Origin of the sequence: Paenibacillus glycanilyticus, assembly GCF_051200795.1 — a bacterium.
In the GTDB taxonomy this organism is placed as follows: domain Bacteria; phylum Bacillota; class Bacilli; order Paenibacillales; family Paenibacillaceae; genus Pristimantibacillus; species Pristimantibacillus glycanilyticus.
Genome location: NZ_CP195155.1, coordinates 359,355 through 382,541, shown reverse-complemented (window position 1 = coordinate 382,541; position 23,187 = coordinate 359,355). Strand labels below are relative to the sequence as shown.

17 protein-coding genes and 1 riboswitch are annotated in these 23,187 nt (G+C 52.4%); of the genes, 6 read left to right on the top strand and 11 right to left on the bottom strand.

Going from position 1 to position 23,187, the window contains the following annotated elements:
- Window positions 1-6: 6 nt before the first annotated feature.
- Genes ACR9FF_RS01865 through ACR9FF_RS01855 form a run of 3 tightly spaced genes read right to left on the bottom strand, consistent with a single transcriptional unit; the run spans window position 7 to window position 3,522 of the window.
- On the bottom strand, window positions 7-945 hold the full coding sequence (locus tag ACR9FF_RS01865; RefSeq protein ID WP_435168539.1) for an ABC transporter permease: 939 nt from the start codon (window positions 943-945) through the stop codon (window positions 7-9).
- A complete protein-coding gene (locus tag ACR9FF_RS01860; protein WP_435168537.1) occupies window positions 942-2,114 on the bottom strand; it encodes an ABC transporter permease in 1,173 nt (390 codons plus the stop codon). Before ACR9FF_RS01860 ends, ACR9FF_RS01865 begins: the two co-directional genes overlap by 4 nt.
- Before the next feature lie 22 nt (window positions 2,115-2,136).
- Window positions 2,137-3,522 carry an amidohydrolase family protein gene (locus ACR9FF_RS01855; RefSeq protein WP_435168534.1) on the bottom strand — a complete coding sequence of 462 codons (1,386 nt, stop codon included), beginning with the start codon at window positions 3,520-3,522 and terminating at the stop codon, window positions 2,137-2,139.
- A gap of 302 nt (window positions 3,523-3,824) precedes the next feature.
- On the opposite strand from ACR9FF_RS01855, the gene ACR9FF_RS01850 reads away from it, so the two are divergent.
- Window positions 3,825-4,283 (top strand): Lrp/AsnC family transcriptional regulator, encoded by a 459-nt coding sequence (locus ACR9FF_RS01850; protein ID WP_127498721.1) that lies wholly within the window; start codon window positions 3,825-3,827, stop codon window positions 4,281-4,283.
- Between the two features lie 44 nt (window positions 4,284-4,327).
- Here the strand turns inward: ACR9FF_RS01850 and ACR9FF_RS01845 are convergent, their stop codons facing one another.
- Together ACR9FF_RS01845 and bglX are read right to left on the bottom strand one after the other, a co-directional pair.
- On the bottom strand, window positions 4,328-6,154 hold the full coding sequence (locus ACR9FF_RS01845) for an APC family permease (RefSeq protein WP_201007393.1): 1,827 nt from the start codon (window positions 6,152-6,154) through the stop codon (window positions 4,328-4,330).
- 155 nt (window positions 6,155-6,309) lie between these two features.
- A riboswitch (cyclic di-AMP (ydaO/yuaA leader) is annotated at window positions 6,310-6,497 on the bottom strand.
- A gap of 293 nt (window positions 6,498-6,790) precedes the next feature.
- The gene (bglX, locus tag ACR9FF_RS01840) at window positions 6,791-8,953 is read right to left on the bottom strand and encodes a beta-glucosidase BglX (protein WP_435168532.1); all 2,163 of its coding nucleotides are present in this window, start codon (window positions 8,951-8,953) and stop codon (window positions 6,791-6,793) included.
- Between the two features lie 891 nt (window positions 8,954-9,844).
- On the opposite strand from bglX, the gene ACR9FF_RS01835 reads away from it, so the two are divergent.
- Together ACR9FF_RS01835 and ACR9FF_RS01830 are read left to right on the top strand one after the other, a co-directional pair.
- On the top strand, window positions 9,845-10,246 hold the full coding sequence (locus ACR9FF_RS01835) for a VOC family protein (protein ID WP_435168530.1): 402 nt from the start codon (window positions 9,845-9,847) through the stop codon (window positions 10,244-10,246).
- Between the two features lie 91 nt (window positions 10,247-10,337).
- A complete protein-coding gene (locus ACR9FF_RS01830) occupies window positions 10,338-11,453 on the top strand; it encodes a PdaC/SigV domain-containing protein (RefSeq protein WP_435168528.1) in 1,116 nt (371 codons plus the stop codon).
- A 478-nt stretch (window positions 11,454-11,931) separates the two neighbouring features.
- Here ACR9FF_RS01830 and ACR9FF_RS01825 read toward each other — a convergent pair whose 3' ends face one another.
- The 3 genes from ACR9FF_RS01825 to ACR9FF_RS01815 all read right to left on the bottom strand — a co-directional run bounded on the left by ACR9FF_RS01825 (window position 11,932) and on the right by ACR9FF_RS01815 (window position 17,164).
- A complete protein-coding gene (locus tag ACR9FF_RS01825) occupies window positions 11,932-13,614 on the bottom strand; it encodes an S-layer homology domain-containing protein (protein WP_435168525.1) in 1,683 nt (560 codons plus the stop codon).
- 73 nt (window positions 13,615-13,687) lie between these two features.
- Window positions 13,688-15,883: a metallophosphoesterase gene (locus ACR9FF_RS01820; RefSeq protein WP_435168523.1), complete on the bottom strand. Its 2,196-nt coding sequence runs from the start codon at window positions 15,881-15,883 to the stop codon at window positions 13,688-13,690.
- A 171-nt stretch (window positions 15,884-16,054) separates the two neighbouring features.
- A complete protein-coding gene (locus ACR9FF_RS01815; protein ID WP_435168521.1) occupies window positions 16,055-17,164 on the bottom strand; it encodes a HupE/UreJ family protein in 1,110 nt (369 codons plus the stop codon).
- A 159-nt stretch (window positions 17,165-17,323) separates the two neighbouring features.
- Between ACR9FF_RS01815 and ACR9FF_RS01810 the strand changes: the two genes are divergently transcribed.
- Window positions 17,324-18,574, top strand: a complete 1,251-nt coding sequence (locus ACR9FF_RS01810; protein ID WP_317981765.1) for a YibE/F family protein — start codon at window positions 17,324-17,326, stop codon at window positions 18,572-18,574.
- Between the two features lie 72 nt (window positions 18,575-18,646).
- On the opposite strand, the gene ACR9FF_RS01805 is transcribed toward ACR9FF_RS01810, so the two are convergent.
- The 3 genes from ACR9FF_RS01805 to ACR9FF_RS01795 form a co-directional block, all read right to left on the bottom strand.
- Complete coding sequence (locus tag ACR9FF_RS01805; RefSeq protein ID WP_248758282.1) at window positions 18,647-18,925, bottom strand: hypothetical protein; 279 nt, start codon at window positions 18,923-18,925, stop codon at window positions 18,647-18,649.
- Between the two features lie 131 nt (window positions 18,926-19,056).
- Window positions 19,057-19,800 carry an SDR family NAD(P)-dependent oxidoreductase gene (locus ACR9FF_RS01800; protein WP_435168518.1) on the bottom strand — a complete coding sequence of 248 codons (744 nt, stop codon included), beginning with the start codon at window positions 19,798-19,800 and terminating at the stop codon, window positions 19,057-19,059.
- 40 nt (window positions 19,801-19,840) lie between these two features.
- Window positions 19,841-20,596 carry an SDR family NAD(P)-dependent oxidoreductase gene (locus ACR9FF_RS01795; protein ID WP_435168516.1) on the bottom strand — a complete coding sequence of 252 codons (756 nt, stop codon included), beginning with the start codon at window positions 20,594-20,596 and terminating at the stop codon, window positions 19,841-19,843.
- Between the two features lie 148 nt (window positions 20,597-20,744).
- Here ACR9FF_RS01795 and ACR9FF_RS01790 point away from each other — a divergent pair, with 148 nt between their 5' ends.
- The gene (locus ACR9FF_RS01790) at window positions 20,745-21,650 is read left to right on the top strand and encodes a LysR family transcriptional regulator (protein WP_435168514.1); all 906 of its coding nucleotides are present in this window, start codon (window positions 20,745-20,747) and stop codon (window positions 21,648-21,650) included.
- A gap of 92 nt (window positions 21,651-21,742) precedes the next feature.
- Window positions 21,743-23,182 carry a spore germination protein gene (locus tag ACR9FF_RS01785; RefSeq protein ID WP_435168512.1) on the top strand — a complete coding sequence of 480 codons (1,440 nt, stop codon included), beginning with the start codon at window positions 21,743-21,745 and terminating at the stop codon, window positions 23,180-23,182.
- Window positions 23,183-23,187 lie beyond the last annotated feature (5 nt).

The window sequence follows — 23,187 nt, the reverse complement described above, 5'->3', positions numbered from 1 at the left end:
TCCCTCCTAACCGTTCCGGTCTGCGAGACTTTTATAAGCAGCGGCCGTCGCGGCAGGCTGCTTGCTCTTGCCCGAGAACCAAGCGAGCGCCACCATCGTCAGCAGATAAGGAAACATCAGCATGAACTGGTACGGAATCTTGATTCCGAACGATTGGAACCTTAACTGCAGGGCATCCGCCCCGCCAAACAAGAGTGAAGCCCCCATCGTGCCAAGCGGCGTCCATTTGCCGAATATAACCGCCGACAAGGCGATAAAACCACGGCCTGCCACCATGTTCTCCGTAAATTGATTCAGAATGCCAAGCGATAACGAGCACCCAGCTACGCCAGCCAGCATCCCGCCAATCAGGCAGCAAATATATCGGATGCGGTGAACGCGTACGCCAAGCGTATCGGCGGCCAGCGGATTCTCCCCTACCGCCCTGACCCGGAGCCCCCAGTTCGTCTTGTAGAAAACAAATGCGGCAGCAGGCACCAGCAGGTAAGAAGCATACGCAAGCACATTCTGATCAAACAACGCTTCCCCGACATACGGAATGTCGCTCAGCAGCGGAATCCGCAGGCTGGGAATCCCGTTCACCCGCACCGCCTCCTGCCCCATCCCAAGCAGGCTCCGGCCAAATACCGTTGTTATGCCTAAACCGAATAAATTAAGCGCCGTCCCGATCACAACTTGATCCGCCCCTGTCGTAATCACGAGAAAACCGAACAGCAGTCCGACCAGCCCGGTCACGGCAATGGCAAATCCTACGCCTGCTGCCGCACTGCCGAAATAATGCGCGCCAATGACGCCGGACAATGCGCCAATCAGAACCATGCCCTCCATTCCGATGTTCAGAATCCCGCTCCTCGACATGAACAGAATGCCAAGCGCGGCGAGCAGCAGCGGAACCGACAGGCGAATGGCGGAAGCCAAATAGCTGACAATCACTTCCTCGCTCATCTCGACCCCTCCCCTTTGTTCAGGCTGAGTGCCGTCTCCGGCGCCGCTTGCACGGCCTTCAACTCTTCCGGATGGCTGTCGCCGCCGAATCGGGCCGCAAGCGACGCGATCAGCCGCCGCTTCCAGCCGCCGAACCAGTACCGGTTGCATACAACCAGCACAATGATCGTGGCCTGAATAACGTATACAAGCGAGGTCGAGGTACCCGTCATCCGCTGCATCGCATTGGCCCCGCTCCGCAATCCGCCAAACAGAATGGCCGAGCCGATATTGCCAAGCGGATGCGCCCCGCCGACCAGCGCGACAGCGATGCCGTCATAGCCGTAGCCGGGCGAAAAGTTCTGGAAGAGACGGTTCTGCACGCCGGCTATTTCCACGTAACCCCCGATTCCGGCAATCGCTCCGCTGACCATCATGACGAGAAGCATATTGCGGCTGACCGGAATGCCCATAACCTTCGTCGCCTGCTTGTTGAAGCCGACTGACCGGATTTCATAGCCCCAGACCGTCCGGTTCAAGACAACGTACAGAATGACCGCCAGAGCAACCGCCAGCACAAAGCCGTAATGCAGCCTGGAGTCGAGCAGCCTCGCAAGCAGCGCCGATTCCGGGAGCCTCGCGGACTGCGGAAGCGTACCGGACGGATCCTTCATGGGACCGGTCACCATGTAGCTGACCAAGTAGATTCCCATATAATTGAGCATGATGGTGTTGATAATCTCGCTGGCGCCTTTGAATATTTTGAGCGCTCCGGCAATACCCGCCCAGACCGCGCCTCCAGCCGCACCGGCCGCAATGCAGAGAGGCAGATGCGCAAAGCCAGGAAGACCCGGGACATATAGCGCAGCCATCGTACCGGTCATCGCTCCGATATAGATCTGGCCTTCGGCACCGATGTTGAACAAGCCGCTCCGGTAAGCGAACGTGTAGCATAGACCGGCGAACAAGAGCGGAGTTGCCTTGACCAGCGTTTCCTTCACGCTGCTCGCGTCGCCGGCTGCGCCGTCCCAGATAAGACGGTACGCCTCCAGCGGCGATACACCCGCCGCCGCCATCACCAACCCCCCGGCGAGCAGAGCGACAAGCACTGCTCCGGCGTAAAACAGAACCTCGACCACGGCTTTCACCCATCGTTCCGCCTTTTCGTTAACGCTCCTTGCTTCACTCATGAAGACCGCTCCTCCGCCTTCTTTATTCCACTACGCTAAATACCGGATAAGCCGTGCCCAACCTCTGCCGCAGCACATCGACCCTTGCCTGCGCCCTGCGGATAATCTCTTCTTCATCCACCAACGTGCATTTGCCGCGATGAACGACAAGCTGACCGTTTACAAAAACCGAATCCACGTCATTGCCGTTTGCGTTATACACAATGGCCGAGCTGACCCGGTGAATGGGTGCGATATGCGCCTTCTGCAGATCAATAATCACGACATCCGCTTTTTTTCCCGGCTCCAGACTGCCAAGCTCCCGCTCTCTCCCAACGGCCTTGGCCCCGTTGATTGTCCCCATCTTCAGCACCTGCATAGGCGGCAGCAGCGTTGAATCGAGCTGATCCACCTTATGCAGGCAGGCCGTGAACTTCAGCACTTCGAGATTATCCTGGCAGTTATTGCTGCCGGGACCGTCCGTCCCCAAAGCCACATTGATGCCTCGCTCCAGCATCTCGGGCACGCGCGCTACGCCGGAAGCGAGATACATATTGGAAACCGGGCAATGAATTACGGTAGCCTCATTCTTCTTCAGTAATTCCAGCTCCTTATCATCCAGCCAGACGCCGTGGACGACCTGCGTATGCTTGCCGAGCAGGCCCACCGCTTCTACCAGTTCCAAATTCCGAAGCCCGAAACGTTCCATCGTATTGTCGATCTGGTCCTTCGTTTCCGCGACGTGAAGGTGCGTAATCAGCTTGTTCCGCTCGCTGTACTCAGCCGCCTGCCTCAGGAAGCTCTCCGAGCAGCCGTATAAATTAAGCGGGCCAAGCGCAATGGAGATCCGGCCTTCGGCCGCTCCCTGCCAGCGATCAAGCAGAACATCCGTGCGGCCGAATATTTGCTCAATCGTTTCGCTGAGCCTTGGCTCGTAGCTGAGGTCAACGCCACCCCTGGCCATATGACCGCGAATGCCCGACTCCTGCATGGCCTTCAGGACACCGTCATCATTGCCGGCATGGGTGTGAACATAGTGGTGGTCCATAATGTAGGTCGCGCCCGACTTCAAATTCTCGATGCAGCCGATCATGGCAGCCAGATAGAAATCCTCTTCCTCCATGGCCAGAGATGCCGGCCATATGATTTGCCGAAGCCATTGCGCCAGCGGCAAATCATCGGAAACGCCCCTAATAAAGGTCTGGAACAAATGGGTGTGCCCGTTCACCAATCCGGGAATGACGGCCTTCCCCTGCGCATCCAGCAACATATCCACCTGCCGGAGAAGCTCATCCTTCGAGCCGTCTGCCGGCCACTCTCCCACCTCTGCAATAAGATCCCCCTCCATGAGAACATAACCATTAGGGATCACCCGCATCTCCTCATTCATCGTGATGACGGTCCCGTTACGAATCAGCTGCTTTTTCACACCGATCACACCCTCATGTAAGTTGATTAACCCGCAATTTGAAGTTTTCGCAACCATTCCGTATGCTTATGGTTTCGTATGTAATGTTTTATGACATGATTATATGAGTGCTCTAGCAGTGCGTCAACCACATCGTAACTAAAAAAGGGCTTATCTGGACTGTTTTGTCATTTTCTATAGACCAATTTGGTTACTAATGTTATATTAACTGACATAAAAACAACCAAATTCGAAACCGATACCTGACATTTATCTCGCACAAAGTAGCTTAACGTGAAATTTTATCGAAGAGGAGTGGCCTCATGCATTTACTGCACTTGGATGACACAGATCAGGAAATTATCCGCCTGCTGCACGATAACGGACGGATGTCGTACGCCAAGATCGGCGAGCTTCTCAATTTATCCAGAGTCGCGATCCAGAAGCGCGTGGATGCGATGGTGAATAACGGGATTATCGAGAACTTCACCGTACGGTTAAACACAACCAAGCTCGGCAAATCCATCTCCGCTTTTTTCGAAGTTGAGGTTGAGCCTCGATTCGTAGAGCAAGCCGGCGCGCTGTTATCGGAGGAACCGGAAGTGATCAGCATCTATCAAATGACGGGACCAAGCTCGCTGCATATGCATGCGCTGCTGAAGGACGAGGAGGCGCTGGAGCACTTTTTGTTCAAAAAAATCTATGTGCTTGAAGGGATCGTAAACGTCAACACCCATATGGTTATCAAACGCTTTAAGCAGGGTACGGGGCTTGAGCTGTAGGCAGCAAAAAAAAGCCTCGATCCCGACGGGACCGAGGCTTTGGGCTATTTTTTCAAATGGTAAGGCACGGTGGTGATGATGACATCCTTGCGGTAAAGAAGCTGGGCACGGAGCATTAGGCTCGTTTGGTTATGCAAAATGTTGTGCCAGCCCTTCTTCGGAATAAACTGCGGAATAATGACGGTTACCTGGTAATTGTTCTCGCTCGCCTTGCGCTGTACCGTATCGATAAACTTGAACAGCGGATTCGAGATGGAGCGGTAAGGCGAATGCAGAGTTACGAGCCGGACATCCGGCTGGAATCTCTCCCACTTCTCTTCGAAGATGGCTTCATCCTCTTTTTCAAAAGGAACGTATACGGCAATGATCTGTTCAGGCTTCAGCGACTTGGCATATAGAATCGAATGCTCGACAACATGCGTAATCCCCGATACCGGCAAAATCATCACGTTGCCCTCAATCGGCATCACGGGCTCGCAGGTCGCCAGGCGAAGCTGCTCGCCAACCGCTTCATAGTGCTTCTTGATCCGGTGGAACACGAAAATAATAAGCGGCAGGAAAATCAGAATCGACCATACCTGCTCGAACTTCGTCAGGAAGAACATCATCGTTACGATAAAGCTGATCAAGGCCCCAATCGAGTTAATGATGAACTTGCCAACCCAGCCCTTCGGCCTTTGGCGGAACCATTTGACCAGCATCCCCGTCTGCGACAGCGTAAACGGTATAAATACGCCAACCGCGTACAACGGAATGAGATGCTCAGTCTTGCCCTGAAACGCAATGATCAGAATGATGGACAGAATCCCCAAGCTGATGATGCCGTTCGAGTAACCGAGACGGTCGCCGCGAGCCGTAAACATTCTTGGGATAAACTTATCCTTCGCCAGGTTAACGGCCAGCAGCGGGAAAGCCGAATAGCCGGTGTTGGCTGCCAGGATCAAGATAAGAGCCGTAGTACCCTGGATAAAATAATACATTGTATGGCGTCCGAATATCCCTTCGGCGATCTGCGACACAACCGTTACTTCTTCTTTCGGCGCTATACCGTAGTAATACGCCAGGAAGACGATACCCGAGAACAAGATCGAGAGCAGGCCGCCCATCGCTAATAACGTCTTGGCCGCATTGTTCGGCGCAGGATCCTTGAAGTTCGGGATCGCGTTCGAGATGGCCTCAACCCCGGTCAAAGCCGAGCTGCCGGATGCAAACGCACGAAGCAGCAGGAACAGGCTGATACCCGCAACCGGCGTTCCTAACGAGGTGTGAAGCGTAGGCGATACGTCGCCTGTAGCGATTTTGTACAAGCCTACAATGACCATGACAACAATCGCAAGCACAAATAAGTAAACGGGATAAGCAAGGATAGACGCCGATTCCGTCACGCCCCGCAGGTTTAAGATCGTAATAAAAAGGACAAACACGATAGAGATTAGTACCGAATGCTCGTGCAGGCTTGGAAAAGCGGACGTGATCGCGTCCGTACCCGCCGACACGCTTACCGCTACGGTCAATATATAATCGACCAGCAGGGCGCCGCCGGATATGAGGCCCGGGAATACCCCGAGATTTTCCTTCGATACGACATAAGCTCCCCCGCCATGCGGGTAGGCAAATATGATTTGCCGGTAAGACAGGATAAGTGCCGTTAATAAGACCAGCACCCCGACACCAATCGGAATCGAATACCAAAACGCCGCTGCGCTAACGGTCATCAAGACGAGCAAAATTTGCTCTGGCCCGTATGCAACGGATGATAAGGCATCCGAGGACAGGATCGCAAGCGCCTTCGTTTTAATGAGCTTCTGTTCCCCTAATTCCGTGGACTTAAGGGGACGCCCGATCAGTAATCTTTTGATAAGAGTAAACACACAGGTCACCGCCAACGTTGAAGTTAAACATCTAATACCTGGATACTTGGTTACTCAAACACTTATCAGTGCTAATGTAACCACTTTTGCTTTTTTCTACGCACAGAAAAAAGACCGCAGAGTATCCTCCCGCGGCCCGTAAAAATAACCGAAGTTCACCCTCTCTATCAACGCTTACAAGGTTAGCTGACGGATTCGGGCGTCTAGAGTCGCCCTACAGCCTGCTGCCGCAACATTGCGGCCGGCATGCCGATTCACCCCGGCGACAAGCATGCACTTTCCTGCCTATCGCAATTGGTTCCCCTGCTCTCCGTTTCTAACGGAAACTCAGCGAATACGAACATATGAAGTTTTGCAGATTTGATCATAGACCCGTTCCCCCATTTCTGTAAACTGCGATATAAACGCGAAAAGGGGCAGATTAGTCCATTTTCCATACATGAATGCGGATACATATTAGGTTCACTCTCGGAATGTCGGAAATAAACCGCCATTCTTTCTTTTACCGTGAAATCGGCAGATAATCCCTGATATAGCAGTGGAGATTGGCTATTACCTGACGGGCATGCTCCATTAAAGTCGCTGTAAGCAAAAAAAGCGCGAACCTGCCTGTGGCCGGGCCGCGCTTTTTTTGTTTTATTTCGTAAGGCGGAACGATTTCGCTTCCGCATCGCGGCTGTTAGGGCCTACAAAGAGATGGAATTCGCCTGCATCGCTCTTCAGCTGCAGATCCGCATGGTAATAACGAAGCTGCTCCTCGGAAATCTCAAATGTCACTGTCTGCGTCTCGCCCGGCTGGATAGCCAGCTTGCGGAAGCCCTTCAGCTCCTTCAGCGGACGGACCACCTCGCCGGCAAGATCGCGCACGTACAGCTGGACAACCTCTTCGCCGGCAGCAGCTCCCGTGTTTGTCACGTCAACCGATACCCGAAGCGTATCTCCTGCGTTCATAACGTCCGTCGACAGGGTGGCCTCGCTGTACGAGAAGCTCGTATAGCTCAGACCGTAGCCAAACGGCAGAAGCGGCGCATTCGGCATGTCCAAATATTTCGAGACGTAACGCTCATTCGCATTCTGAGGCGTAAGAGGACGTCCGGTATTGTAGTTGTTGTAGTACACCGGGACTTGGCCAACGGAATAAGGGAAAGACATCGTCAGACGTCCGGACGGATTCACGTCGCCGAACAGCACATCCGCGATCGCATTGCCGCCTTCCGTACCCGGGAACCAAACCTCGAGCAGCGCATCCGCTTCCTCGATAACACCATGCAGGTCAAGCGGTCTGCCGTTGAACAGCACCACCACGATTGGCTTGCCAAGCGGCTTCAGCTTCCGAATAAGCTCCAGCTGCGCCTCTGGCAGACGGATGTCTCCGCGGCTTCCCGCTTCCCCGCTCATCTCGGAGCTTTCGCCCAGCGCCAGCACGATTACGTCGGCTTGCGATGCCGCTGCGACCGCTTCCTGAAGCTGCTCCTCGGTCACGGCGTCGATGTCGGTGCCTTTCGCTACCGCAACGATATCCGCAGCCTTATGGGCAGATAGACCCGCATGCAGCTGCACCGTTTCCTCTTGCTTGCCCCAGATCGACCAAGGGCCCAGAATATCCCCGCTTTCCGCAAACGGTCCGATAAGCGCTAGCTTTTGCCCGCTGCGGAGAGGAAGCGCCTGCTGTTCGTTCTTCAGCAGCACGAAGGACTTAGCCGCGATCTCGCGTGCCGCAGCCCGGTGCTCGGGCGATAGCAGCACTTCCTTCTCCCGTTCTTCGCTTGCCGCGCGGTACGGGTTCTCGAAGAGACCCAGCTTGTCCTTCAGCTTCAGAATACGGAGCACAGACTCGTCAATCAGCTTGACATCCACTTCGCCTGCTTCCACAAGCTCCTTCAAATGGTTCGCATAGTGGGAGGTCATCATTTCCATATCGACGCCGGCTTCAATCGCCTTCAGCGCGGCTTCCTTGCCGTCCGCCGCAACGCCATGCGGAATCATCTCGCCTACCGCGCCCCAGTCGGAAATCAGCATGCCGTCAAAGCCCCACTCGTCGCGAAGCAGGTTCCGCATCAGCCACTTGTTGCCGGTGGCCGGGATGCCGTCAACCGTGTTGAAGGCCGTCATCACCATCTCGCAGCCCTCGTCCAGCGCGGCTTTATAAGCCGGCAGATAGGACTCGCGAAGTTGTCTCTCCGACATGTTGACGGTATTGTAATCGCGTCCGCCCTCCGCTGCGCCGTAAGCGGCAAAATGCTTCACGCAAGCGGCAACGCGGTCCATATCGCCTGCCAGGTCATCGCCTTGGAAGCCGCGGACGAAGGCACGCGCGTATTCGCTGTTCAGGTACGGATCTTCACCGGTTGACTCCATTACGCGGCCCCAACGCGGGTCGCGGACGAGGTCCACCATCGGCGCAAACGTCACGTGAATGCCCGTAACGGCCGATTCCTTCGCTGCAATCGCGGCGCTTTTCTCCGCCAGCTCCAGGTCCCAGGTACTGCCGATCGCCAGCGTCACCGGGAAAATCGTACGGTAGCCGTGGATAATATCCGCCATAAGAAGCAGAGGAATGCCGAGGCGGCTGTTCTCCATGTATTTTTTCTGCAGGGCTATCGTTTCCTTCGCGCCAACGGCACTCAGCACGGATCCTGCATTGTTCACCATATTTTCCGTAACGCCCATCCAGGCCAGCGGACCCGTCAGGTTAGCGTCATCTTCGCTGAGAAAATTAGGGGTAAGCTGCATCAGCTGAAAAATCTTTTCTTCCAGCGTCATTTGCTCAAGTATTGCGGTCATTGATTGTTTCGTCACGTGGACAAACCCTCCATTTGAATCGGATGATTTCTTGTTCTCTTCCATTATACCGGTTGCCGCCGCGCCGCAATATGTCGGGAATAGCCGAAAAACTCTACAATCTGGCTGTGTGGCTGTTGAACAGATGAGTTTGGCGGGCATTATCGCTGCACAAAAGGCATGCTCCTTCGATCGCTGTTGTACCCTTATTCCCTCGAATATACCGCTATAGCGGTTGAAATCCGGGTACAAAGGCGAGCGCTGCGCTTCTCAGCGAGCATGCCTTCCGCTCCGCTCCGGCCCTGCCGCTCTTCAGCCGTTCAATCTGCCAAGGCCAGATTGTAGTAAAAAAGAGAGAAAGAAATGCCGCTTTCGCGCTGCCTGCTCAAGCTATGTTTTTTAGGCGTTATCGCTGCATAAAAGGCATGCTCCTTCGATCGCTGTTGTACCCTGATTTCCTCGAATATACCGCTATAGCGGTTGAAATCCGGGTACAAAGGCGAGCGCTGCGCTTCTCAGCGAGCATGCCTTCCGCTCCGCTCCGGCCCTGCCGCTCTTCAGCCGTTCAATCTGCCAAAGCCAGATTGCATTTAATGCAGGATAATCGCCGCTTTCGCGCTACCTGCTCAAGTTATGCTGTATAGAATGCAGTATATTGGGACTCCTCGGGGGCTTTTTGAACCAATTTGGCCGATTATCCTGCATTCCGTGCAGCTTACGTCCTAGCACTGGCCCTTCGGGGCTGATTATCCTGTATTCCGTGCAACGTAGACGAAACAGAATTCCCACTAACCTATCCATTCGTCCGACTAACCGGCCAGTCCATTTCTTATATTGCTCCAACTTGGGCCGCATTGTATGATTTTAATAATAAATGGGTTTATATTCCATACGTTTGGAGAGGGTAAAATGAGCGAGTTAACAGCAGCAAAAGCCAAGATAACGGGTTCATCTATCGTTTTGCTGGTTAAAGATATACAAGAGGCCTCATCGTTCTACCTCAATCTCGGGTTTACCTATGAAGAGATTGGCGGACATGTCCATGTAACAAGAGAAAAAATAACCTTTATTCTGCACCCTGCCGTAAACAAGGATGACGTGCGGCCAAATTCCGCTGTGCAAGGCGGCTTATATTTCGATGCTTTTGCTTACACGGATGCCGTGGACTTGCTCGCGGAAGAGTGCCTGGCTAAAGCTGTCGAGTTTGTTAACGGCCCTAACTACTCGGAGCATTGGAGCGAATTTACCATTAAAGACGCCGATGGATACCGGATCGCTTTCGGAGGAGGAGTCTCCGGCCGGCCGGAATAAAAATTTAGTTTAGCAATGAAACTTTTCGATACCCTTAACCGTCTACTTGGTGACTTCAATTTCCGAATTGATAACTAGGAGGCCACCCATCATGAAAAAACCTTTTAAAATGCTCACCATTGCCGTTGCCGGCTCCTGCCTGCTTGCCTTTACTCCCGCGCTGGCAATGGCAGCTGAATCCACCGCCGTACCCGTTGCCGTAACTGCAGAACCCATTACAGCAGTGCCAATCAGCGCGGTACTTCCCGATACGCAAGCCGTTAAAGTAACAACGAAAGTGATTGAGGAATCCTCCGATCTGCTTACCGTAAAAATCTCCGTTCCCGTCATCAGCGGTATGCTCGACACTTCCTATCAAGATAAATTAAATGCCAGCATCGAGGAAAAAGCGACGAAGGAAATCGACAAGCTGAAAGCTCTCGCCGCCGATGACAAAAAGTCCGCGCAGGAGAACGATTATCCGTTCCGCGCTTACGAACTTAATGTAGCCTACGAGCTGAAAGCCGACGGCAGCACGGCCGCAAAGGGGATTGTCTCCTTCACCGTGTCCACCTATGAGTACACCGGCGGCGCTCACGGCGGCACTGCCGTAGAGGGCTATAATATCGTAAACAGCCAGCAGGCTGCCGAGCTGACGCTTGAGCAGGCGCTTGGCGACGGCGGCTTTGCTGCAGCGAGCAGCGCGGTGCGTTACGCCATCAGCAAAAATCCGGATAACTTCTTCCCGGACGCTATGACAACATTCAAAATCGATGCCGATCATACCTACTTCGTAGACAGCAAAGGTGCCGTGAATCTGGTGTTCCAGCAATACGAGATTGCCCCTTATGCCGGCGGCATCATCAACATTCCTGTGGATGCCACTACCTCGGTTGGCCCAACTTTAACCTTGTCCACCAAGGATCTGGCGGCCGGCCCGAACGGCGCGCATTACATCCCGCTTCGTAAAGCCGCGGAAGCGCTGGGCTACAAGGTCAAATGGAGCAACAAGACGCAAAGCGCGGAAATTTCCCGCGATGCGCAATGGACATCCGTAACCGTTGGCAAAAACAGCTACACCATTAACAAAATGGCTCCGGTTCAACTGTTTGCCGCGCCCAAACTCATAAAAGGCTCGCTCTATGTGCCTGATGAATTTTTCAGCAAAATTCTTCACCTCGAGATGAAGAACAATACGACCGATAATTCGGTAACGATCAAAGGGTAGTCAGTGACGATCGCAGGTCTGATCTACATTGCTCCAACAAGCAAAGGACTGTCTCATTGAGACAGCCCTTTGCTTTGCTTCTTAGCGTACTTACATTGGATTCTCTCCAGTGAAATCGGACTGAAAGGCGCACAATTTACGCTACGTTGGACTCACTCCAGCAAATAGCCACGGAATGAGCCACTATCGTCCAAAAATGGGCGATTATAATGGAGTCCATCCAGCGTAGATCAACGTACAAGCCAAAAGCTGCCCGTTATGCTGGAGGAAATCCACTGTAGCGTGGCCGCGATTAGCCGGATAACAACAAACCACCCCTGACTTTCATCAAGGGGAAGGTTTGCGTCTTGACGACAAAAGACAACGTGGACGACATCCACAATGTCTTTGCATCTTGACGACACCGTGAACTACATCCACGGTGTCTTTGCGTTTTGACGACAAACCACCCCTGACATTCACCAGGGGTGGTTTGCGTTTAATAAAGCTCGTTATACAACAAATGAAGAACCTTAGCCGCCTCGGCGCGGGTTAAGTTGTTCTGAGGAGTCAGGTAACCGTTGCTGCCGTTAATGATGCCCGAAGCAATCAGCTTCTCTACGCTTGGCTTTGCGTAAGCCGCTACCTTGGCGGCATCCTTGTAGCCGGATAGCACTGCCGTCTCCTTCAGCGGATGCCCCGCTGCCGTAAAGGCACGGTCGAGCAGCACCATCATATCCTGGCGGGAGATCGAAGCCCCCGGATTAAACTTGCCGTCACCCGAGCCGCTTGCGAGACCAAGTGCTTGAGCAGTCATAACGGCTTCATAGTAATAAGCCTTGGACGTAACGTCCTTGAAGCCCGTGCCCGTCGACTCCGCATGCTTGGCGAGTACGCCTACCAGCAGCTTCGTGAAGTCCGCTCTCGTAATATGAGCGTTTGGCGAGAACGTATCGGCGGTTGTGCCGTTAATAATACCGCGGATCGCCAGCGCCTCGATGTCCTGACGCGCCCACGATGACGTTGTGTCCTTGAAGGCTTTGCTGCCGTTCACAATCGTATACAAGCTGAAATGCGTGGTGGAGAAGCTCATTTCACCGTTTTCCGCATGGAAGCGTCCTGTCGGTACAATCTGCAGCTTACCGTTGCCGTCGATATAAGCAGCAACAATCAGATCCGCGTTTACTTTCTCCGTCGGAGACAACGTGAACGGAAGCACGACCTGAACAGGCGCCTGCTCGTTCTTCCATTCAATCGCTTTGCCATCCAGTTCAAAATGCAGCTCCAGCACCGGGCGGCTGCCTGCTTGCTGTTGGGCGGAAGCCGGCAGTGTTGCCGGATCGACCTGTTTTACGCGTAGCGTCAAGCTTTGAGCAGAGCCAAGCTGGCCGGCCGGGATGACATGATCCGGAATGGTAACCGTACCAAACGGCGTATTGATCTCAACCTGGCGTTTCTCGTCGGCGTTGAACAGAGAGTATGGCAGCTGGAACGCAATTTCCTTCGCGCCGCCTACATCCGTGCTCTTCACTTCGAAGGAAACGGTTTTAATATTTTGGCTGTTCAGAGTCGCATGCTCTAGAGCTTCCAGAGCTTTCGTATTGTCGATCACGTGCGTGTAAACGTTGGAATCCGATCCACCCGTATTTCCGCCATTGCCCGGATCAGGTGTCCCCCCGCCCGGTGTATTCGAAGCTGAACGCGTAATTTGCAACGTTTGATTAGGAGTGAGGCTCTCGCTGGTGGCCCCGCCCGTTCCGGTCAATCTCGTCAGAGTTGTCTCTGCCAAGGTAACAACGGCAGCCGCGCTGTCCGTGTAAGTAAAGGTAAGCGTACAAGCCGTAAAGCTTCCCGAAAAATGGTTCGATGTATCAAAAAATCCAAAATAGCTGATGCCGTTCTTTTCTTTCATGGATACTTGCGAGGCACTGCCGATTGCTTGCGAATAAGTTACCGATTTTAACTGTACATGGCTGTCCGTCTTGATACCAAACTCCGCGCTGCTAAATGGAGTCTGCGAATTGAGAACGAGATCAACCGAGAAGGAGGAGGCATTCTTGTCGACTTCGATCGCTTGCTTCGAGAATTGAACCGTAGAAGAATCGGCCGCAAAAGCCAAGGCATTAAACGGGAGAACCAGGAAGCAGATAAACAGCAGACCTGCTAACAATTTCTTTTTCATCATCATGAACTCCTCATGGGTTTAAAATACAGGAAAAGGCGGCGAGGCGCCTTCTCCTGCTGCTAATAAGTGCTTACTTGCCTTGGAAAATATGAAGGATAATAATCGTGAAGTCCGTCAAGTCGACCTTGCCGTCGAAGTTCACGTCCGCCAGCTTCGATGTTGCCCAGTCAGCGTCAGTCGAGCTTGCGCGGTAATGATCGATTGCGACCGACAAGTCGGCCGAAGTCAGCGTACCGTCCTTGTACAGGTCCGTAATATCTTTGTAGGAACGGATTAGGATGGAGGATGGCAATTTATCGAAAATAGCGCCCAGATCGGTATTCTCCGAGCTGGTGTTCACGACAACTTTATCAAGCTGAACATCCGCTTGAACGTTGTCTACATCCGGATTAACCGGTTTGAATGTCAGCTTGATCAGATCCGTGAACTCAGTGAGCGTTATCGGATGCTCTTGGAAGCCCGCGATCACGCGTACCGTGCCCGGCTCGACTTCATTGGCCTGCAGGAAGCCGTTTGTTTTGTCCAGAAGCTCTGCCCCTGTCGCCGGATCAAACGTAAACTTCGACGCATCAAACTTGAACGTTACATCAAGCACATTGACCTTGTCGGATTTGCCAAGAGCCAGATAGAACTCTGCCCCCGGACTTTCCTCCTTGATAATCGTATCCTGCTTGGCGTGAATCTTCACCATCGTTCCGACTACCACGTCAAACGTACCTGTGTAAGGAACGCCGGCAACCGTATAAGTAACCGTGACATGCTTTGTGCCTTTTGTTGCGGAATCAAAGCCGGTGATCGTTACTTGGTCAAGCGGCAATGCGGTTTTGGAGCCGTCAAGGTTGATCTTGCTGACCGTCAGGCCCGTTGTGTCCAGAAGCTCGCCAACCCCGTAGCTCTTTTTCGTTGGAGGCGTTGTTATTTCAAGACCCGACATGTCCGTGTGAACCATCGTGTAAGTGTCCACTTTAGCCATGGTGTCCGTGCGGTAAGTATCTACGGAAATCGAGTTGTGGTCGATGTTGATCATCGAGAAGGTTGGAACCTTCAGCTGGCTCTTCACATCGGAGTAGTAGTCGTTCAGCGTTGTTTTCAGATCGTAGTACTTACTGCCGGAAGCGGAGTTCGCAGTCAGGTACATGATCCCTTTCGGGTTAACGAAAACGCCGTTGTCCATCGCTTGGCCTTTGATCGCCTGGTCGCCTTCCATTTGGTACGTCTTCACGTAGGAATGGTCATGGCCCATAAAGACAAGGTCGATGTCCAGCTTATCAAATACCGGGAACAGCACTTGGCGAAGGTTAAGAATCGATGCATCCGTAGAATGGTTGGCCGGGCTGTAGATGGAGTGATGGAACGTGACGATTTTCCATCTTGCATCCGGATTCGCTTCAATCGCGTTTTTCATAAATGTCTCGTGCTCCGCGCTATTAGCGGAGTTTGTATTTAATACCATAAACAAAGTCTCGCCGTACGTATAGTAGTAGTCTCCGCCGGCAACGGTCGTACCGTATTGAGCCGACTCATTCGGCTGGTTGTAGTGGTACTTGTAGTTTACCGCGCCGTCATGGTTGCCGACAACGGTTGCAACCGGCAGATTGTGAAGCTGAGCCGGGCTCAGGAAGCCGCTGTACTCGGATTCGCTGGAAGCGGTGTTGACTTGGTCACCGGCCGACATAATATAGCTCATGTCCGGGAACATTTGAGTCGCTTTCGTCAGCGTGTTCGCCCAGCCTGCTGCATCCGTCGTTGCATTGCCGCTAGCGCCGATCTGAGGGTCGCCTACGAACATGACGCTGAAATCATGGGAGTCTTTCGTGCTGAAGTCATATGCCGTGCTCCAATGCTCGTCCAGACCGTCACCTACGCGGTATACATAATCGGTTGATTCCTGAAGTCCCGTGATCGTAGCTTTGTTGGAGAAAAAGCCCGTCACCGCAGCCGAGGATGTACCGTTAAACGAAGCAGCCGTTGCAGCAGGAAATACGCCGTCAACCACATCCGCTTTTTTCGCGATCTGAACAACCGTGCCTACCGGCTGCGTTGCTGCCGAATACCAAGTCAGGTTGACCTGCGATTCGTCCGCGCCGGGGTTAAGCAGAATGTTGCTCACCGTGTACGGATCAACCGCTTGCGTGCTGACACCTGTGCCCGGCTCATCCGCCGCGTTAACGAGCGTTGCCGTCAGTGACGTGGCGAGTACAGAAGCGACCAGTACGGAGTACAGTCCTTTGCGCACGCCTTTTTGTTGCTTCAAAACGTTAAACAATGTAATACCCTCCCACTTTTTGATTGCCTTGACCTGTGAGGCTTGTCTATCTAAGGCATCATAAAAACCTTAGTAGTTAAATGTTTTGGCAATGTTATCCTAATGGTGAAGTATTTGTAAAATTCTGTCGTACCTTCATGAAATCTATACACTAAGCATCGCAATTCCGTCCTATAAAAACGCACGCTGAATCAGCCAGATCAAGCCAAACACCGAAATCGTCGCCGACATGGCCGGCATGGTCCAACGAATCCGGCGGGCATAATGAATAACCGGATACAGCAGCAAGACGATCATCAGCTGACCAAACTCGATGCCCACGTTAAACGTCAGCAGCGATGCCGCCATTTGCCCCCCGTCCAGCCTCATCTCCGACAGCGTAGCCGCAAAGCCGCACCCATGAATCAGACCAAAGCCGAAGGCCAGGAACAGATTATGCTTGCTCGCGTTTTTGTTCAGAATGCTGTTCAAGGCCACATAGATAATACTCAGCGCGATCACCGACTCGACCAGCTTGCCCGGCAGATGAATAACGCCAAAGCCGGCCAGCAGGAGCGTTACCGTATGAGCCGCGGTAAATGCCGTCACGACCCCTAGAATCTGCTTCATCGAACGCGCGCCGATCAAGAGGCTAAGCATGAACAAAATATGGTCATAACCCGTAATCAGATGCTCGATGCCAAGAATGAAGAACTGCTTCACCGCGCGGAGCAGACTGATTTTCCCCAGCTCCACTTCCCGTTTGTCGAAGTTTAAGACATAGCTTTGCTTATCGCTGCTGTCCTGCTTAAGGTCCAGCGTCACGTAGTTCATGTGCCATTGATCCACGTCATCGTAGATCGGCTGGTAGTCGAGTACGAAATGCTCCGGCTTGCCGGAAAGGTCGAAGCGAAGGATCGCTTCCGCATACGGCTGATCCCTAGCTACCGTTGCTTCCAGCGTCAGCAAGGAACCTTCCAGCGGCAGGCTGTCCGCATAGAGATGGATTTTGCCCAAAAGGTAAGCTTCCACATCATCCTTATGCTCGGTAACGAACTTCTGCAGCACTTCCGGCGAAAAGTCGCCTACATCCGGGTCGTTCGGAGCGACGGCAAGGCGAAGATCGTACATATCGATCCGAAGATCATACGCAATGGAGCCGTCCTTCAGCCCAATATCGGAATACGCGACGCTGTTGCCGCTATGCGCTAATGCGGCCTTCCCCCCGCCTAATCCGGCAACGAGCAGGAACAGACCCAGCATGCTTGCCGCAAGCAGCCGGCGGATCCTCTTACGGTTCATAGTCGAAATAACCTCCCGTTCATGTCTACTCTTGTCCTATCGTATAGGTGAATTGTTAATGGAATTGGTTTATTCCTTAAATAAATTGTAAATTAATCCCTAATTAACAAATCGTTATTATGATGGGGACAAGATCGAAGGACACGGAGGGAATATTCAGTGAACGTATTTTGGAGCAAAATGGCGCAGCCCAGATTTCGGACAGGCGTATTTATCGCATTGCTGATCATATTCGCAGCCTCGGTATACCAGTTCAACCGGATGAATGAATTCACGTTTAACGAGCAGCTAGGCAGCGGTTATGAACGTTACGAGAAAGCAAGGGTCGTGGAGATCACCAAAGAACAGCTTGAGAAGGATCCCCATATCGAAGGACTGTACCGGGGAACGCAGGAGCTGAAGCTCAAAATCTTGTCCGGTGAACATAAAGGCGAAGTCATGCCCGTTACCAACTACCTCAGCACGATGTTTAACGTCCATGCGAAGGTGGGTACGAAGCTTGTCGTGAACATTGCAACGGCTGATGCTTCCCATATCAACGTGACGATCTACAACTATTACCGCGCGCCGTATCTCTATGGCATGATCGCGATTTTCCTGGCTATTCTATGGGCGATCGGGGGCAAAAAAGGGCTGAAATCGGCCGTTGCCCTCCTCTTTACCTTCAGCAGCATCGTCTTCCTCTTCCTGCCGATGCTGTATCGGGGCTACTCGCCGATGCTCGCAGCGATTATCGTCGTTACGACGACGATAATCGCCACCTTGCTGCTGCTCGACGGCTGGAGCTCCAAGTCGCTGTCGGCCATCATCGGCACGATGATTGGCGTTATTCTGGCCGGCGGCGTAGCGGTCTTGGCGGGTCATCTGCTTCACATTTCCGGCTTTAATACCAATGATTCCGAGACGCTCCTCATTATCGCCGACAATACCGGCATGAAGGTCGAAGGCCTTCTATTCGCCGGGGTCATTATAGCCGCGCTTGGAGCCATTATGGATTTAGGCATCTCCATCGCATCGGCCGTCCATGAGGTTTACACAACGAATCGCGAGCTTGGGCCACGCGCCTTGTTCCTTGCCGGCATGAACGTAGGCCGCGATATGATGGGGACGATGGCAACCACCTTGATTCTCGCCTTTACCGGCTCATCGCTTATGTCCCTGCTTGTCCTGTATGCGTACAAGGTGCCCTATGACCAGCTCGTCAATATGAACCTTGTCACCATTGAAGTGCTGCAAGGCATGACCGGCAGTATCGGCGTGATTCTCACCGCGCCAATCGTGGCCTTCGTCTCTTCCAGGCTGATGCCTTATTACGACCGGATGATGGCTCGCAAGGCCGTTTCCACCGTAGAAATCGAGCAATCCCGCCCGGTTCCGGTAGACAGCGAGAAAGCCGCGGTATCGCAATAATAAGCCAATAATAGAAAGGCCATCTGCCCAAATGGACAGATGGCCTTCTTCATTACGATTATGTACATCCGATTAGTCTTCATGCTCCGCGTAGCCGTTCTCGACGAGATAATCCATCTCCATATCGAGAATCTTCTCGACCGTCACTTCGTCCAGCTTCACATCGCGCTGCTTCAGCACGTAATCGACCAGCTCGTCGCTGTCGATATCAATCACTTGGCCTTTCGCCGAGCTTTGCGCCTTATCGATAAAAGCCTGCTCATGCTTCAGCACCAGGCTGATCGTTTCAGCCGGAACTTTGGTTTTCTCCGCCAGATAGTTCACCAGTTCTTTTTCGTTCAGTTCGCTCATCGTTAAAACAACTCCTCGAATTTCAAATTCTTGGACTATTGTACCATCCCTGGAGTCAGATTCAAAAAACGCCTATTAGAAAAACCCCCTATCCGTCTAGATAAGGGGGTCGGTCTGCGGTTTGCAGCCTATTATTGCGCCGTATAACCGCCGTCTACGGTAAGTGTCGTACCCGTAATGAAGGATGCATCCTCGCTGGCAAGGAAGAGAACGGACTTGGCAATCTCCTCCGGCTTGCCTAGACGGCCCATAGGATGCAGATCAATCAGATATTGGCGGGCTTCTTCGCTGCCGCCTTGGATAAGCGGCGTATCGATATAGCCCGGGCAAACCGCGTTCACGCGGATGTTCTGCTGCGCATAAGCAATCGCGGTGCTTTGCGTTAGCAGCTTCACGCCGCCTTTTGCCGCCGAATATGCCGGAATGGTGTTGCGGGCCACGTGGCTGTGAATCGAGCCGCAGTTCACGACCGCTCCGCCAGTGCCCTGCTTCAGCATCTGGTCAATTGCGTATTTATCGCACAGAAATACGCCTGTCAGATTAATGTCGATCATGCGCTGCCAGTCCTTCATGGACAGCTCATGAGTAACGCCTTGCGCGCCAATCCCCGCATTCGCGAACAAAATATCCAGCTTGCCGTATTTTTTCACCGTTGCGGCCACCATCGCCTTGACGCTTGCTTCTTCGGCTACGTTTGTTTTTACGAACAGAGTATCATAGCCCTGCTTGTTCAGCTCTTCGGCTACCGCTGCCCCGTGGTCCGAAAAATCCGCGATTACGACCTTCGCTCCTTCAGCCGCGAATGCACGGACTGTCGCTTCCCCAATACCGCTTGCTCCGCCGGTTACGATTGCTACTTTGTTTTCAAAACGCATCGTTATGCCACCTCTTATTCGAAGAATAATAAATGATTGCTTATCTAGCCATCGCGCCGCCGTCGATTACCATCTCAGTGCCGGTCATGTAAGACGATTCGTCCGAAGCCAGGAACAAGACGAGATTGGATACCTCATCCACGTTGCCTACCCGGCCAATCGGCGAAACAGCCTGTCCAAGCGCTTCCTTGTCGCGATGCGTTGTTGCCGCTGCATAATCAACCATGGCCGTATTAATGTACCCCGGATGAATCGAGTTGACCCGTATGCCCTGCGTGGCAAATTCCATCGCTACATCCTTCGTCATCGTCCGCACCGCGCCTTTGCTGGCGCCATACAGCACATGGTTCGGCGAACCGCCAATACCTGCGATGGAAGATGCATTGATGACCGAACCGCGCTGCTGCTTCAGCATCACCGGAATGACATGCTTCATGCCGAGGAAGACGCTGGTCACGTTGATATTCATCAGCCGGTTCCAGTCCTCCACCGTTGTGTCAAACAGCGGCTTGATTACGTAAATACCGGCGTTATTGAACAACACGTCGATTGTTCCGAACGCTTTAACCGCCTCGTCAACAACCTGAATCCAGTTGTCCTCGCTGCCAACGTCGTGGCGAATCGCTAACGCTTCGCCGCCCAGCTTTTTCACCTCGTCGGCCGTCTGCTTCACGCTTGCTTCATTAATATCCGTAACGACAACCTTCGCTCCCTCTTTCGCGAAACGAAGCGCCGTCGACCTCCCAATCCCGGTACCCGCACCTGTAATAATCGCTACTTTGCCTTCCAGACGCATAACCAAGCACCATCCTTGTCTCTATGTTGTGTAACCCGAAACGAATAAAGAATGAACCTACAATTCAAGTATAGGACGGTTAAGTGTAATAATAAATTTAGTTAAATTTACGGGATGTTAAATAAAAATAAAGGAACGATCATCCGCCATGAATATTGACCAGCTGGAATATATCCTGGAAGTCGCCAAGGTGAAGTCGATCTCGGCCGCTTCCAACAACCTGCATGTCACGCTGCCCGCGATCAGCCAATCCATCACGCATCTGGAGACCGAGCTTGGCGTAAAGCTGTTCACCCGCTCCAGACACGGGACCTTCCCTACGGCAGAAGGCACCATCCTTATCGAGAAGGTTAGCGAGATTATCGAAAAAGTGCGGGAGCTACGCGAAGAGGCGCAAAGCTTCACCAATACGATCAGCGGCGAGCTTCGCATTGCCACCATTCCGGGACCGATGTCACTGCTAGTGAAGACGATTGCGGCGTTTAAGAAGGATTTTCCGAATATCCGGATCGAGATCTCGGAGACCCACTCCCAGGAAATGATCACTAGCATTCACCAGGATAAAATCGACCTTGGCCTGCTCGTCCTCTACAAAGATCTCGAGCCTAGCGTCGAAGGACTCAAATTCACGAAAGTAATGGACGTCAGCATGACCTGCTGCGTCAATAAGAATAGCCCGCTCGCCTTGCGCGAACGGGTAAAGGCAGAAGATCTGCTGCGTTATCCGCTTGCCCTCTACAATGAGGACTATATCGATTGGTACATCAAGCACCTGAACGAGCATTACGGCGCAACCAATCTGCTGTTCACGACCAATAATCTGGAGGCCATCCGTCAGGCTCTCGACGATGAGCTCGCCATTACGCTCGGTTTGAACTATTCCTTCAACTACGGCAATTACCAGAACTACCCGACCTACAAAATACTGGACATTGATTTGCCTACCGCGCCGCCCGTCCCGCTTGGCTGGATGCAATCGAAGAGCAAGTCCAATTCCAAGATTATCAAAACCTTTATTCACCGGCTGCAAATGCAGTTTCCGATGCCGAATTGATTTGATCCGGTGTTCGCAGTTCGAAGCGTATAATAAGGTTCGGTTTGCTCCAACCTGTACCTATACAGGTTGACGCTTAAAGGAGCTGCATCATGACCGACACCGAGCCGAAAATGCTGCTGAAGCAATTGGACCAAAACCTTGCGATCATCAAACAACGCTTCCACCATACAACCGATTTGAAGATCAGGGACATTCAAGCTGCTCATTTAAAAGCTTCTATTGTCTACATAGATGGGTTAATCGATAGCAATCGGCTGCAGGAATCGGTTATCCGCCCTCTGCTTCATATGACACCCGTTGAACGGGAGCTTATAGACTACGTCGCCACTCAAGTGATAGAAGCTCCCGATACATCGACCGCCTACGAATTCCAGGAGCTGTCAAGCGGACTTGTCGAAGGCAAAGCCGTCCTGCTATTTGAAGGTTATGCCAAAGCCATTCTGACCGACATCGCGGAGTGGAAAGAACGAAGCCTGGAAAAGCCGATTTCGGAGCGAGCTCCGCGCGGACCCATTATCGGTCTGACGGAAAAAGCCTCCACGAACATCAACTTGCTGCGGGGGATGATAAAGACCCCTGATTTCTGTGTAGATACCCAGCAAGTCGGAATTCTGGCCAAGACCAACGTGTCCATTCTGTTCCTTAGCGGAGTTGTCGATCAGCAGGTTTTACAATTCGTTCAGAAACGGCTCCACGCCATAAAAGTAAAGTACGTCACCGAATCCCGAATCGTTGAAGAGGCGCTTGAATTCAGCAAGAGCATATTCCCTCTAAGCCAGACTTCCGAAAGGCCGGATAGCATCGCTTCGAGCTTGTACGAGGGCAGGGTTGCGGTGATTGTGGATGGAACGCCACGGGCAATTATAGTTCCGTCCTTATTTACGGACAACATCCAAACGCCGGATGAGTACTATACGCGTTACGGCAGGTTAATAAACAGAATCACAAGGTTTATAGGCTTTTTGTTATCGATTTATATACCTGCCATTTTTGTTGCGTTATGCAATTTCCATCAAAGCGAGCTTCCGGAGGCTTTCGCAAAGGTCCTCATTCCGAAAGGGGTACTGCTGAACCCGTTTTTCGAGATGGTCCTGCTCGTCTTTATTTTTAGAACCATGATCGATATTGCCTTCCGCCTTCCGCAAAGCTTAGTCATCCTGATTTCATTAGTGGGTACCATTACGATTGGAGATTCCTTGGTTAAAGTCAAATTGACCCACCCTTTCGCCTTGGTCAGCGTCGCGGTCACCTTCATGTTAACCTTTCTCGTCTTGAATAAGTTAGTCGCCGCCATTTCAACCCTGAGATTCTTATTTCTGTTCTTAGGAGCTTTCCTGGATTTCACGGGGATTATCGTGGGAACTACATTGGTTATTATCTACATGGCGCAGCTCAAAAGTGCCGGCGTTCCTTATTTATCGCCGCTCATTCCTTTCAAGCCAAAGGAGCTTAAGGATACCCTGATCCGCGGGGATTTGAAGAAGCTGCTCAATAGCGAGCATTCCTATTTACGCGAAGATAATGGATGAAAGAA